The sequence below is a fragment of the Anaeromicropila populeti genome (assembly GCF_900112775.1).
Classification (GTDB): Bacteria; Bacillota; Clostridia; order Lachnospirales; family Lachnospiraceae; genus Anaeromicropila_A; species Anaeromicropila_A populeti.
Window position 1 is genome coordinate 129,170 of record NZ_FOYZ01000002.1, and the last position, 13,164, is coordinate 142,333.

Consider the following 13,164-nt stretch of genomic DNA (forward strand, 5'->3'; position numbering starts at 1 on the left):
TTAGAAATCTGAGGGGCTGTTATGCGACTAACATTAGTTAGCTGTGTGACAGTCTTTTTAGCAAAAAGCTGCTTTATACTATATGTAAAACAGGAGGAAGAGCGTGTGGATCAAGGGAAAGATTGTGCAGTAAGGATGAAAGGCATTACGAAACGCTTTGGTCATTTTACTGCTTTGCAGGAAGTAGATTTAGAAGTACAAAAAGGGACGATTCATGCAATATTAGGAGAAAATGGAGCTGGAAAAAGCACGTTAATGAATGTGTTATACGGACTTTATCAGGCAGAAGAAGGTAGTATTGAAGTAAAAGGAAAAAGGGTTAATATTAAAAATCCCAATGTTGCAATTGGACTAGGGATAGGAATGGTACACCAGCACTTTATGCTGGTAGAAAATTTTACCGTAGCACAAAATATTATTCTGGGTCAGGAAGTGACAAATCGCTTTGGTGTAATTTCAATGGCAAAGGCAAAAGAGCAAATTGAGGAAATGGTAAAAAAATATGGGCTTCATGTAGATCCAGATGCAAAAATAGAAGAAATTTCAGTAGGAATGCAGCAAAGAGTAGAAATATTAAAGGCTCTGTATCGTGGGGCAGAAATTTTGATTTTAGATGAACCAACAGCGGTATTAACACCACAGGAAATTCAGGAATTAATTCATATTATGCATAATTTAACCAAGGATGGAAAAACCATTATTATTATTACACATAAGCTGAAAGAAATTAAAGAATCCGCGGATATTTGTACCATTATAAGAAGAGGCAGATATATAGATTCTGTTAAAGTGTCTGATGTTACTGAAGAGGAATTAGCAAATAAGATGGTAGGACATGCTGTAAAGCTTGTAATCCAAAAAGAGAAAGCAGAACCTAAGGAAGTTGTGTTTGAAATTAATGATTTAGTTGTAGAGAATGAAAGAAAATTAGAAGCCGTTAAGAAGTTGAATTTAAAGGTCAGAAAAGGTGAAATTGTAGGAATTGCCGGAATTGATGGAAATGGACAAAAGGAACTAATTGAAGCAATTACTTGTCTGACAAAGGTAAAAAGTGGTTCTATTAAAATGAATCATGAGGAAATTCAAAATACTTCTCCTGAAAACGTGATTCGTAATAAGATTGCAACCATACATGAGGATCGCCAAAAAAGAGGATTAGTACTGAACTTTACTGTTGCAGAGAATACAATACTTGAAACATATAAGAAAAATGAATTTTCAAAAAAAGGCTTTTTAAATAAAGAGGCAGTTTTAAAACATACCAAACAATTAATAAAAGAATATGATGTACGGCCTGAGGATTGTGAAAACCAGCTTGTACGAGGACTTTCAGGAGGTAATCAGCAAAAAGTTATTATAGGAAGGGAAATTGCAAATGAACCAGATCTGCTCATTGCGGTTCAACCAACAAGGGGACTTGATGTTGGAGCAATTGAATATGTTCATAAAATGCTTGTGAGAGAGCGGGACAAAGGAAAGGCTGTCTTATTGATTTCCCTTGAATTAGATGAAGTTATGAATGTTGCCGATACGATTGCTGTAATTTATGATGGAAAAATTGTCCAGTCCTTTGAACAGGGCACAGTAGATGAGCAGACGATTGGATTACTAATGGCGGGAGGTAATAAGAATGGACAGATTAAATAAAATACTGAAGAAACAGATTACAGCAACCTTTATTGCAATTTTCTTTGGTTTTTTAGTTGCCACAGTAATCTTAGCTGTTGCAGGATATAATCCTTTTGAGGCATTTGCAGTTCTATTCAAGGGTATTTTTTCTAGGCCAAAATATATGGCAAATGTAATCATTAAGGCTACCCCTATTATTTTAACAGGTGTTAGTGTAGCATTTGCCTTTAAGGTGGGGTTGTTTAATATTGGAGCAGAAGGACAATTTATAATAGGAACGGTTGCGGCTGCCATGGCAGGTATTTTACTGGATTTACCAGCTGTTCTGCAATTTCCGCTGTTGATACTTATTGGCATGGCAGCAGGTGCCTTATATGGAGCAATTATAGGTTTTTTAAAAGCAAAATATGGAATACATGAAGTAATAACAGGTATTATGTTAAACTGGATAGCCTTTTACTTCTGCAATTATATTGTAAATACCCACACCTTTCACCAAGATAATTCTACAGGAAGTAAAAATATTCGTGAGGCTGGCTTTGATATAATTTATAACTGGAAAAAATCAGCTGGTGGAAAAAGCTTTTTAAAAGAAAATCCCACATTAATGGAGATAATAGGAAAAACAGACTTAAACATAGGAATTATTTTTGCCATTGCAGCAGCTATTATTATTACAATTGTATTGAACAAAACCACAAAAGGATTTCAGCTTAGGGCAGTTGGATTTAATAAAGATGCGGCTGAGTTTGCTGGAATTAATATTAAGAAAAATATGATACATGCCATGCTGATTGCGGGTGCTTTGTCAGGGCTTGCTGGTGCATTGATGGTAACTGGTATATCACATAAGCTGTCTACATTGGGAACCTTTGAGAATTATGGATTTAATGGACTTTCTATCTCTTTAATTGCTACCAATTCCCCAATAGGCTGTATATTTGCTGGACTTCTCTTTGCTGGTCTGCTTTACGGAGGTGGTTCTATCCAGTCAGAAATTGGGGCACCTTCTGAGATAATTAATATAATGATTGGTACAATTGTATTTTTTGTGGCATTATCCCGGTTTATTCCTGTACTGGTTGATAAATATGGAAGGAGAGGTGGAAAGCATGTTAAATAATATTTTATTATTAATCAGCATTACTCTAATGTATTCCACACCATTAATTTTTGGTGCACTAGGTGGTATGATATCAGAACGTTCTGGTGTTGTTAATATTGGAATCGAGGGCATGATGACTGTGGGAGCTGCAACAGCTGTTTGTGTTGGCTATAATACGGGAAATCCATGGGTTGGATTCCTTGCCGCGGGACTTGCAGGAGGAATCATCGGTTTGTTACATGCCGTTGCATGTGTTTCGGCAATGGCCGATCAGACAGTATCTGGTATTGCAATCAACTTAATAGGCTCAGGTTTTTCTTTTTTCCTTTGCAGATTAGTATTTGGAGCAGTCAATACACCTGCTGTTCCTCATAAGCTTCCTAAAATTTTAGGAAATAACATAGAAAACAAAATAGTAAATTATTTTAACGTGGACATAACTGTTATTTTAGCAGTGATTCTTGCTGTTCTAATGTGGTTTATCATATACAAAACAAAGTGGGGACTTAGAATTTGTGCAGTGGGAGAGCATCCTGCGGCAGCGGACACACTGGGAATTTCGGTAAAATTAATCCGCTATGGCTGCGTCATTGTTTCTGGTATGCTTTCAGGCTTTGGTGGAGCAGCAGTTACATTGGCCATTGTATCCCAGTTTTCACCTACTGCAATTAGTGGTCAGGGATTTATTGCATTAGCAGCAGTGATTTTTGGTAAATGGAAGCCTCATGGTGTTTACTTTGCCTGCATTTTGTTTGGATTTGCACAGGCGCTTACAATTTTACTGGGAGGTGGAAAGTTTCCAGTTCCATCACAAATTATGGCTATGCTTCCATATGTATTGACTATTGTAATTTTAATATTTTTTGTGGGACGAAGTGTGGCACCAAAAGCAAGTGGTGAACCTTATCAGAAGGGTTCTAGATAAAAGACCTGATAAATCAGGCAGGAGGTTAAAATGGATAAAAAACAAATTTTAAGTATGGTAGATCATACGCTATTAACTCAGACGGCAACCTGGGATGAAATTAAAACAATTTGTCAGGATGGAATTCAGTTTGGCACAGCTTCAGTTTGTATTCCACCTGCATTTGTAGAACAGGCATATGAATTTGTAGAGGGAAAAATTCCTGTCTGCACAGTAATTGGATTTCCCAATGGGTATATGACCAAGGAAACTAAAGCTTTTGAAGCAAAGGATGCTTTGCTGAAGGGGGCTGGTGAAATAGATATGGTCATTAATTTGGGAGATGTGAAAATGGGAAACTATTCTAAAATCCTAGATGAAATACGTGCATTAAAAGAGGTGTGCCAAAACAAAGTGTTAAAGGTTATTATTGAAACATGCCTTCTCACAGATCAGGAAAAAATAAAAATGTGTGAGGTAGTAACGAATTCTGGTGCAGATTTTATTAAAACATCCACAGGATTTTCTACCAGTGGTGCAACCTTTCAGGATGTGGAGCTGTTTGCAAAATATGTGGGCAAAGATGTTAAAATAAAAGCAGCAGGAGGAATTACATCCTTTGAGGATGGCAGAAAATTTATGGAGCTGGGAGCATCAAGGTTAGGAACCAGCAGATTAATTAAAATTATGAAAAGTGAAGAAGGCAATGGCTATTAAGGAGGAAATGATGGATAAAAAGGAAATGATTCAAAAGGCAATCGAAGCACTGGATTATTCTTATGCTCCTTATTCACAGTTTAAAGTTGCAGCAGCATTAAAAACAAAGAGTGGAAAAGTATATACTGGGTGCAATATAGAATCTGCCTCATACTCACCGTCCAATTGTGCAGAAAGAACAGCATTTTTTAAAGCGGTCAGCGAAGGAGAGCGTGAATTTGCTGAAATAGTAATTGTTGGCGGGAAGGATGGCAAGTTAACGGAATATTGTCCACCTTGTGGAGTATGCAGACAGGTAATGATGGAATTTTGTAATCCGAAAGAATTTACCATTATTCTTGCTATATCGGCGGAAGACTATAAAGAGTTTAAATTAGAGGAACTGATGCCAATGGGATTTGGTCCGGGAAATTTGAGGTGATTTCTATGAGAATGTATGATTTGATTGAAAAAAAGAAAGTGGGAACAGAGCTGTCAGACGATGAAATAAAATGGATGGTGGATGGATATGTAAAGGGTGATATTCCTGATTATCAAATGTCTGCCTTTTTAATGGCAGTCTATTTTAACAGTATGACAGATGCTGAGCTTTCTCAGCTTACGTTGGCCATGGCTCATTCGGGTGATATGGTTGATTTGTCTAAAATAGATGGAATTAAGGCAGATAAGCACAGTACAGGTGGTGTTGGGGATAAAACAACGTTGATTACAGCTCCCATTGTAGCTGCCTGTGGTGTAAAAATTGCCAAGATGTCAGGCCGGGGGCTTGGGCATACAGGAGGAACCATTGATAAGCTTGAGTCAATTCCAGGATTTCAGACAGCGATTCCGAATGCAGATTTTTTTGATATTGTGAATCAAGTTGGAATAAGTGTGATTGGACAGTCTGGGAATCTGGCACCTGCGGATAAAAAATTATATGCGTTACGGGATGTAACGGCAACAGTAGATAGTATTCCACTGATTGCAGCTTCTATCATGAGCAAAAAACTTGCAGCGGGAAGTGACTGCATTCTATTGGATGTAAAAACAGGCAGCGGAGCCTTTATGAAATCAGAAGAGGACTCTGTTAAGCTTGCGGAAAAAATGGTTGCGATTGGGAAGAATGCAGGGAGAAAAATTGCTGCACTGATTACTAATATGGATATTCCACTGGGAAATGGAATTGGTAATTCTCTTGAAGTAATAGAAGCGATTGAGGTATTAAAGGGAAATGGTCCAGCTGATTTGGCAGAGGTTTCTTTTGAATTAGCGGCAAATATGCTTTATTTAGCAGGTAAGGGTACGTTAAAGGATTGTAGAGAAGAAGTTTCTAAGGTTGTAAGAGATGGAAGCGCCCTATCGAAGCTTATTGATATGGTAAAGGCTCAGGGTGGGGATGTTTCGGTTATAGAAGATACCAGCAGATTTAAGACCGCAGAGTTTGTCTTTGACATGATAGCACCAGTTTCAGGATATATTAATCATATGAATGCGGAGCAGATAGGAATTGCATCAGTTGTTCTGGGGGCAGGCAGAGAAACGAAGGAAAGTGTTATTGATTATTCAGCAGGAATTATTCTTCATAAAAAAACAAATGACTTCGTTACAGCAGGGGATTCTATTGCCACGTTATATTCTTCTTCTAGTGATGTATTTGATTCTGCAACAAAACTGGTATTGGAAGCATATAAAATTGAGAAAGAGAAAAAAGCAACGAAAGATAAATTAGTAATTGCCCGGGTGACAGAAGAAGGTGTAGAATGGTTATAAAGTCTAATAATCATAATAAAAAAGGCTTTAAAGATTAGAAATAAAAGTTTATAATAGTATAAGAAAATACATTGTAGTTTTATGGAGGCAGTCTAGGATGAAACTTTTATCAGTTGCAATACCTTGTTATAATTCTTCGTCATATATGAATCATGCTATAGAGACATTATTGACAGGCGGGGAGGATATGGAAATCATCTTAGTAGATGATGGTTCTAAAGATGAAACCTTACAGGTTGCCAAAGAGTATGAAAATCGCTATCCAGGGATTATCCGTACAATTCACCAGGAAAATGGGGGACATGGTGAAGCTGTAAATACAGGTTTGAGAAACGCATCGGGGCTATACTTTAAGGTAGTTGATAGTGATGACTGGGTGAATGAAGAAGCATTGCAGAAAATTTTGGAAGTATTGAGGACAATGGTAGAAAATGCTCAAAGTCTGGATATGCTTATTGCAAATTATGTTTATGAAAAGGTCAGTTTAGGAAAGCAGAAGGTAATTGAGTATAAAGGTGCATTGCCAGAAAACTGCATTTTTACATGGTCAGACACAGGGCATTTTAAGAATAGCCAGAATATTATAATGCACTCTGTTATTTACAGAACAAAGCTCTTGAAGGAATGTGGATTAGTACTTCCTTCGCATACATTCTATGTGGATAATATTTTTGTGTATTACCCACTGACGTATGTAAAAACTATGTACTATTTAAATGTGGATTTTTATAGGTATTTTATTGGACGAGAAGGGCAGTCGGTGAATGAACAAATTATGATGCAACGTATTGACCAGCAATTAAAGGTAAATAAGATTATAATTGATTGCCATGACTTGACAAAAATTAAGTGCAAAAAGCTGCGTCACTATATGGTTAAATATCTGGTTATGATGCTTACGGTCAGCACAGTCTTTCTTGTAAAAGATGGAAGTGAGGAAAGTCTGAAAAAGAGGGATGAGCTTTGGGATTATTTAAAAAAGAAAAATAAGCGCCTTTATCATGAAGTAAACAAGTATTTCCTTGGTAAGTCCATGCAGATGTCCAGCCGTACTGGAAGAAAAATTATCATAATCGGTTATCATATTTCCAGAAAGATTTATGGGTTTAGTTAGAAAGGTTATAGAAAACCGCCAAAGTTGCATAGACTCTGGCGGTTTTAATGCTATAAAGAAGCTTCTTCCTCTGTCTTTTTTTCTTTAACAAAAAGAGCAGAGTAATCTAATTTGTATACAGCAAAATACATAATAATCGAAAGAACAATAGCAGCCACAAAATCAACAAAGGAATGTTGCTTAATAAACATAGTGGATAGACAGATAGATATCATTAATACAAAGGATACTGCCTGTATCACGGGATATTTCTTCAAACGTGCATTGCGGCTAATGGCAATATGGGCACCAATGGAGTTAAAACAATGAATACTGGGGCATACATTAGTAGAGGTATCATTTGCATAAAATACTTTTACTAAATCAACAAATATATTATTACGCTCAAAATCAGTTACCCGCAAATCCTGTGCATTAGGCCAAAGTGTGTAGATAATCAGACATATGGTCATACCAATAAATAAAAATGCAGTACAATGATAAAACTCTTCTTTTGATGTAAAGAAAAAATATAAAACGGTAATTACAATATAAGCAAACCATAAAATGTAGGGAATGACAAAGAGTTCATTAAATGGAATGTAATCATCTACCCAGCTGTGCATGGACGTATAAATAATATCTGTTCGATTTTCCAAGTACAAGAACCAAATAAAATAAATAAACATATAAGACAAAATCCAGCCGTGCTTGTATTTATAAATAAAGGTTTTCAATTGATTCAATCCTTTCAAGATTTAGTGTAATCCAAAAAAATTATAGCATAAAACAAACGGCAAATACAATATTTGTAGAAAAAGTTAATAGAAAGTTAATAATATAAGTAAAAAATGCTTGTAACTTTTAGAAAGTAATTGTATAATGAGTGAAAGAAAATTGAATAAATTTTGAGCGAAGAAGCATATGACGTTGTCATGTGCTTTTTGTGCTTTATAAAGGTTTATATAGTAAAAATTTTATTTGATAAAGAAATAGTAAGGTAAGAAAGGAGAGGTATTATGGATAAAATCGACTTAAAATTAATTAGTCTGCTTCAAAAAAACGCAAGATTTTCTTTGAAACAGTTGGCAGAACAGGTTTTTTTATCTTCACCAGCTGTATCATCTAGAATAGAAAGACTAGAAAAGGAAGGATATATAATCGGATACCAGGCACAAATTGATGAGGAGAGGTTGGGATACCATATCAAAGCATTTATTAATTTAGAGATGACGCCAAAGCAAAAACCAACTTTTTATCCTTTTATCAGTGAATGTCCAAATGTTTTAGAGTGCAATTGTGTGACGGGACAATACTCAATGCTAATCAAGGTGGCATTTGCCAGTACACAAGAACTAGATATGTTTATAGGTAAATTGCAAAAATTTGGAAACACACAGACTCAAATTGTATTCTCAACTGCCGTAAGACCAAGAGGAATACAGGTAGGGGATGTTGAAAGGTTGGAACAAGAATAATTTAATGATATAAAGAGGTGGTTCATTATTTGTTGTAAAATACGATAGATATGAACCGCTTTTTGTTAGATTTGCATAACATGTAATTTTCGAATACTATAAAATCTATTGAAACAATATAATAATTATATTATACTGTATATAGTGTGTAAATTGGGAGTGTGATCAGGTGGTAAAAAAATGAGAAGTAAGGTAGGATTAAAAAAAGTAGATACTATGGTAAAGTACTTTTTTATGGATGTTATATGTTTGCTAATACACATTCTTTTTCTACTCATATTCTATTATCAAAAAATACATCTCCTTGCATTATTTAATTTAGCAAGTGTACTTTCTTACCTGCTGATTTTTCAGCTGCTATTGGAGAAAAGTATAAAAAGAGCAGTAGCAATCTGCTATACCGAGATGGTTTTACATTCCATTATTGCTGTTATTTATTTAGGATTTAGCGGTGGCTTTGAATTATATTTACTTGTATTTATTCCGATTATATTCTTTTTTTCGCTGCTGTATGGAAGTAGAAATTATTTATTGTATTCACTGGGGCTTATGTCCAGTGCAATATACTGCAGCTTGAAAGTATTTAGCTGCTACCATAAGCCGCTTTACACATTTTCTTCAAAAAAGGTGGAAGTAGCTTTACATATTTTTAATAGTTTTATTGTGCTGTTGGGATTATTCGTTTTATGTTATCTGATGGTTCAGGAGGTGGTTCAAGCCAGACAGGAACTAGAGGATAAGAATAAGATTCTATTGTTTTTGTCAGAACATGATCCTTTAACAAAGCTTTTGAACAGAAGAAGTATGCAGGAGAGAATTCAAAGAGCAATTACAGCTCTCAAAGAGGACAGTAGAGTAGGTATTGCATTTTTTGATATTGATAATTTTAAAAATTTTAATGATGTGTATGGTCATGATTTTGGAGATCAGGTTCTTGTAAAGGTTTCCGATCTAATAAGTAAAGTAGTTACAGGCAGTGGAGAAGTATCAAGATGGGGTGGCGAAGAACTTGTAGTGGTATTTCCAGACTGTAATATAGAAGAAATAACTAAACTTGTGGAAATAATTCGCATGTCTGTAGAAGAACAAAGTATACAGTATGAAAATAAAAAAGTCAATGTTACAATTACATGTGGATTGGCCTTTGGAAAGAAAGGAGTGAACGCTGAGGCTTTAATTAGAAATGCTGATCAGTGTATGCTTAAGGGTAAGGAAATGGGAAAAAATTGTGTTATTGTACAATAAAAATATAGGTAATTGTAAGAAAATCTTTTATTTTGCACAATAATATGTTATAAGTATAACAGAAGAAATAATACAAAGGGTGCTTTGAGAAAGAGGTTTGTGAATGAGAAGAAAAATATATATATTAATGTTATGTCTTTCTTTTTTACTAATATCATGTAAAAAGGAAAATAATAGTAGTGAAGATGCTGAGAGTACAGCTCAGGCTACAGAAGCAGTTGTAGAAGCAACAGAGGGAGCAGAAGCAACGGAGAGTACCATAACATCAGTTAACTTGGACGAAGTAGTTGCAAGTATTCAATCATATAAAGATAATGTTACATTAGGAACGTATAAAGGGTTAGAAGTAGCAAAAGAAGAGGTTGAGGTAACAGACGAGGAGCTTCAGGCAAAAGTAGATAGTATTCTGGAAGAGAATGCAGATAGACCAAAGTTAGAGGAAGGTGAAGTAAAAGACGGAGATATGATTAATATCGATTTTACTGGCTATATAGACGGAGAAGCCTTTGAAAATGGTTCTGCTACAGGTTATGATTTAACAATTGGTTCAGCTGCATTTATTGATGGTTTTGAAGAGGGTCTGATTGGGGCAAAGGTTGGAGAGGAAAAAGAATTAGATTTAACATTCCCAGAGGATTATTATTCAGAAGATCTTCAAGGAAAAGACGTTATGTTTAAGGTGAAAGTGAATTATCTTTATGATAAAATCCTTCCAGAGTGGAATGATGCATTTGTAGCAGAGGTTACAAGTTCTGAATATACAACAACCAAAGATTATGAAGATAAATTGAGAGCTGATTTACTTGTTGAAGAACAGGCAACTGCTGATTCTAATACACAACAGTTACTTTTAAGCCAACTGCTTACTAACTGTGAGGTAAAAGAATTTCCACAGGATGAATTAGATAGTTTTGTTCAAAAGCTGAAGGATTATTATACCGATATGGCAGATGAATACAATATGGCATATGAAGATTTAATTTACAGCTTGTTTACAATGCAGCCAGAGCAGATGGACGAGAACATGCTGCAAAATGCCAAAACAGTACTGGCACAAAAAATGATTATTCTTACAATTGGTGAAGTAGAAGGAATCTTACCAAAAGGAAATGATTTAGTTACAAAGGTACAGGAAGTAGTAGAGCAGAATGGTTATACAGATTTAGATACTTTTGCTGCTGATTTTGGAGCTAATACAGCAGTGGAAGAAGCGTATAGAATTGCAGTTATGGATTGGTTAGTTGCGAATGCAAATATAAAATAATAGCTGTCTGGAACTGGGAACCCGTAAAGAGGTTAAATACTTTTTACGGGTTCTTTTTTGACAGATAGTTCTGATGCAATGGAAATTACATTATAACGTTGCAAAATTTAGATGCATAGTATAAAATAAACACATTAAAATAGCAGAGTAGAAACGGAGAGAGAGATTCCATGGAACTTTTAAAGGAACGGATTAGGAATGATGGCAAAGTAAAGGAAGGTAACGTACTAAAGGTAGACAGTTTTTTAAACCATCAGATGGATATCAATTTATTTGGTGAAATTGGAAAAGAGTTTAAAAGACGTTTTTCCGATGCTGAGGTAACAAAAATTTTAACGATTGAGGCTTCTGGAATAGGTATTGCTTGCGTTGCAGCACAATATTTTAATGTGCCTGTGGTTTTTGCAAAGAAGACACAGACCAAGAATATAGCTGGTGAAACTTACACGAGTCAGGTAGAATCTTTTACTCATGGCAAGGTGTATGATATTATTGTTGCTAAGGAATTTTTAAAACCAGAGGACAAGGTGTTAATTATTGATGATTTTTTGGCAAACGGTGCAGCTCTGTTAGGTCTTAGTAAACTGGTGAAGGATTCAAAAGCTACACTTGTAGGAGCTGGTATTGTAATTGAAAAGGGCTTTCAAAGGGGTGGAGAAACCGTAAGAAATGCAGGGGTGAGAGTGGAATCCTTAGCAATTGTTGATGCTATGGATGAGAATACAGGAACCATTACGTTTCGCTAAGTATTTCGACAAATGTTTGGTAGTAAGGGGAAACCCACTAATATAAATATATGGAGGACATAAAAAAATGAAAAAAGTGAAAAGGTTACTTGCAGTGTTATTTGTATTTACCATGCTTTTGTCAATGACAGCATGTGGTACAAAGGAAAGTGAAAAGGAAGATTCTACATCATCTAACTCAGCAGATTCAGATTTTAAAGTTGGAGTAATTCATATTGGAGACCCAGCTGACGGCGCAGGCTATTCTTATACACATGATCAGGGGATTGTTGCAATGCAGCAGGAATTAGGATTATCAGATGAACAGATAATTCGTAAGAACAATGTGGCAGATTCAGATGCAGCGGCAACAAGAGCAGCAATTGAAGAGTGTATTGAAGAAGGATGTAAACTTATTTTTGGTACAAGCTGGGGATACATGGACACCATGGAAGAGCTGGCAAATGAATATCCAGATGTTATGTTTTCCCATGGAACAGGTTATAAAAGTAATGGAACAAATTTCAATAACTATTTTGGACGTATTTATCAGGCACGATATCTGACTGGAATTGCAGCTGGATTAAAAACTAAAACCAATAAGGTTGGGTACGTAGCAGCCATGGGCAGCGAGAATTCAGAAGTTACAGGTGGTTTGGATGCATTTGCAATGGGTGTGGAATCAGTAAATCCAGATGCAAAGGTGTATGTTAAAGTTACAAATTCATGGTATGATCCAACCTTAGAGCAACAAGCGGCAGAAGCATTGCTTGATCTAGGCTGTGATGTATTAGGACAGCACTGCGATACAACAGCACCACAGCTGGCAGCACAAAATAGAGGGGTTTGGGGCTGTGGATACAATTCAGACATGACCAAGGATGCACCTGAGGCTCACTTGACAGCGGCTGTATGGAACTGGGGTGTATACTATACAATGACAACAAAGGCTGTTATGGAAGGAAACTGGAACTGTGAGAATTATTTCGGTGGTATGGCAGATGGTTTGGTAGACATTTCACCACTTTCAGATAATTGTGCAGAAGGAACACAAGAGGCAATTGATGAAGTTAAAGCTAAAATTGTGGATGGTTCTTTCCAGGTATTTGAAGGTGAGCTTCAAGATAATCAGGGAAATATTGTTTGCAAAGATGGGGAAGTACTGGATGATGCAACAATAACAGGTGGAATTAACTGGTATTATCGCAACGTTGTAGTTCAATAAAATAAGGTAAAGGTGTCAGCGTGAGTG

13 protein-coding genes are annotated in these 13,164 nt (G+C 35.8%); 12 read left to right on the top strand and 1 reads right to left on the bottom strand.

Translation table 11 applies throughout. The annotated features are described in order from the left end of the window. Nucleotides 1–135: 135 nt before the first annotated feature. The 7 genes from BM305_RS02730 to BM305_RS02760 all read left to right on the top strand — a co-directional run bounded on the left by BM305_RS02730 (nt 136) and on the right by BM305_RS02760 (nt 7,221). Nucleotides 136–1,647: an ABC transporter ATP-binding protein gene (locus tag BM305_RS02730; protein ID WP_242940449.1), complete on the top strand. Its 1,512-nt coding sequence runs from the start codon at nt 136–138 to the stop codon at nt 1,645–1,647. Further along, nucleotides 1,631–2,752: an ABC transporter permease gene (locus tag BM305_RS02735; RefSeq protein WP_092559165.1), complete on the top strand. Its 1,122-nt coding sequence runs from the start codon at nt 1,631–1,633 to the stop codon at nt 2,750–2,752. Before BM305_RS02730 ends, BM305_RS02735 begins: the two co-directional genes overlap by 17 nt. Further along, nucleotides 2,742–3,659: an ABC transporter permease gene (locus tag BM305_RS02740; protein WP_092559166.1), complete on the top strand. Its 918-nt coding sequence runs from the start codon at nt 2,742–2,744 to the stop codon at nt 3,657–3,659. The genes BM305_RS02735 and BM305_RS02740 overlap by 11 nt, the downstream gene beginning before the upstream one ends. A gap of 30 nt (nt 3,660–3,689) precedes the next feature. Next, the gene (deoC, locus tag BM305_RS02745; protein ID WP_092559167.1) at nt 3,690–4,355 is read left to right on the top strand and encodes a deoxyribose-phosphate aldolase; all 666 of its coding nucleotides are present in this window, start codon (nt 3,690–3,692) and stop codon (nt 4,353–4,355) included. 10 nt (nt 4,356–4,365) lie between these two features. Further along, complete coding sequence (locus BM305_RS02750; protein ID WP_092559168.1) at nt 4,366–4,776, top strand: cytidine deaminase; 411 nt, start codon at nt 4,366–4,368, stop codon at nt 4,774–4,776. A 5-nt stretch (nt 4,777–4,781) separates the two neighbouring features. After that, nucleotides 4,782–6,107 (top strand): pyrimidine-nucleoside phosphorylase, encoded by a 1,326-nt coding sequence (locus BM305_RS02755; protein WP_092559169.1) that lies wholly within the window; start codon nt 4,782–4,784, stop codon nt 6,105–6,107. 97 nt (nt 6,108–6,204) lie between these two features. After that, nucleotides 6,205–7,221 (top strand): glycosyltransferase family 2 protein, encoded by a 1,017-nt coding sequence (locus tag BM305_RS02760; RefSeq protein ID WP_092559170.1) that lies wholly within the window; start codon nt 6,205–6,207, stop codon nt 7,219–7,221. Nucleotides 7,222–7,271: 50 nt separating this feature from the next. On the opposite strand, the gene BM305_RS02765 is transcribed toward BM305_RS02760, so the two are convergent. After that, complete coding sequence (locus BM305_RS02765; RefSeq protein ID WP_242940437.1) at nt 7,272–7,937, bottom strand: phosphatase PAP2 family protein; 666 nt, start codon at nt 7,935–7,937, stop codon at nt 7,272–7,274. A 282-nt stretch (nt 7,938–8,219) separates the two neighbouring features. Here BM305_RS02765 and BM305_RS02770 point away from each other — a divergent pair, with 282 nt between their 5' ends. The 5 genes from BM305_RS02770 to BM305_RS02790 all read left to right on the top strand — a co-directional run bounded on the left by BM305_RS02770 (nt 8,220) and on the right by BM305_RS02790 (nt 13,137). After that, nucleotides 8,220–8,678 (top strand): Lrp/AsnC family transcriptional regulator, encoded by a 459-nt coding sequence (locus tag BM305_RS02770; RefSeq protein WP_092559171.1) that lies wholly within the window; start codon nt 8,220–8,222, stop codon nt 8,676–8,678. Nucleotides 8,679–8,858: 180 nt separating this feature from the next. Continuing rightward, nucleotides 8,859–9,923 carry a GGDEF domain-containing protein gene (locus BM305_RS02775; RefSeq protein ID WP_092559172.1) on the top strand — a complete coding sequence of 355 codons (1,065 nt, stop codon included), beginning with the start codon at nt 8,859–8,861 and terminating at the stop codon, nt 9,921–9,923. 103 nt (nt 9,924–10,026) lie between these two features. Further along, on the top strand, nt 10,027–11,187 hold the full coding sequence (tig, locus tag BM305_RS02780; protein WP_092559173.1) for a trigger factor: 1,161 nt from the start codon (nt 10,027–10,029) through the stop codon (nt 11,185–11,187). A 170-nt stretch (nt 11,188–11,357) separates the two neighbouring features. Next, nucleotides 11,358–11,933, top strand: coding sequence for a xanthine phosphoribosyltransferase (locus BM305_RS02785; RefSeq protein ID WP_092559174.1), 576 nt, complete (start codon nt 11,358–11,360; stop codon nt 11,931–11,933). Nucleotides 11,934–12,000: 67 nt separating this feature from the next. Beyond that, on the top strand, nt 12,001–13,137 hold the full coding sequence (locus BM305_RS02790) for a BMP family ABC transporter substrate-binding protein (protein WP_092559175.1): 1,137 nt from the start codon (nt 12,001–12,003) through the stop codon (nt 13,135–13,137). Nucleotides 13,138–13,164: the final 27 nt, after the last annotated feature.

Excerpts from the sequence above, each read along its gene's own strand:
- BM305_RS02730 (WP_242940449.1), top strand. The coding sequence starts at position 136 with ATGAAAGGCATTACGAAACGCTTTGGTCATTTTACTGCTTTGCAGGAA.
- BM305_RS02735 (WP_092559165.1), top strand. The coding sequence starts at position 1,631 with ATGGACAGATTAAATAAAATACTGAAGAAACAGATTACAGCAACCTTT.
- BM305_RS02740 (WP_092559166.1), top strand. The coding sequence starts at position 2,742 with ATGTTAAATAATATTTTATTATTAATCAGCATTACTCTAATGTATTCC.
- deoC (WP_092559167.1), top strand. The coding sequence starts at position 3,690 with ATGGATAAAAAACAAATTTTAAGTATGGTAGATCATACGCTATTAACT.
- BM305_RS02750 (WP_092559168.1), top strand. The coding sequence starts at position 4,366 with ATGGATAAAAAGGAAATGATTCAAAAGGCAATCGAAGCACTGGATTAT.
- BM305_RS02755 (WP_092559169.1), top strand. The coding sequence starts at position 4,782 with ATGAGAATGTATGATTTGATTGAAAAAAAGAAAGTGGGAACAGAGCTG.
- BM305_RS02760 (WP_092559170.1), top strand. The coding sequence starts at position 6,205 with ATGAAACTTTTATCAGTTGCAATACCTTGTTATAATTCTTCGTCATAT.
- BM305_RS02770 (WP_092559171.1), top strand. The coding sequence starts at position 8,220 with ATGGATAAAATCGACTTAAAATTAATTAGTCTGCTTCAAAAAAACGCA.
- BM305_RS02775 (WP_092559172.1), top strand. The coding sequence starts at position 8,859 with ATGAGAAGTAAGGTAGGATTAAAAAAAGTAGATACTATGGTAAAGTAC.
- tig (WP_092559173.1), top strand. The coding sequence starts at position 10,027 with ATGAGAAGAAAAATATATATATTAATGTTATGTCTTTCTTTTTTACTA.
- BM305_RS02785 (WP_092559174.1), top strand. The coding sequence starts at position 11,358 with ATGGAACTTTTAAAGGAACGGATTAGGAATGATGGCAAAGTAAAGGAA.
- BM305_RS02790 (WP_092559175.1), top strand. The coding sequence starts at position 12,001 with ATGAAAAAAGTGAAAAGGTTACTTGCAGTGTTATTTGTATTTACCATG.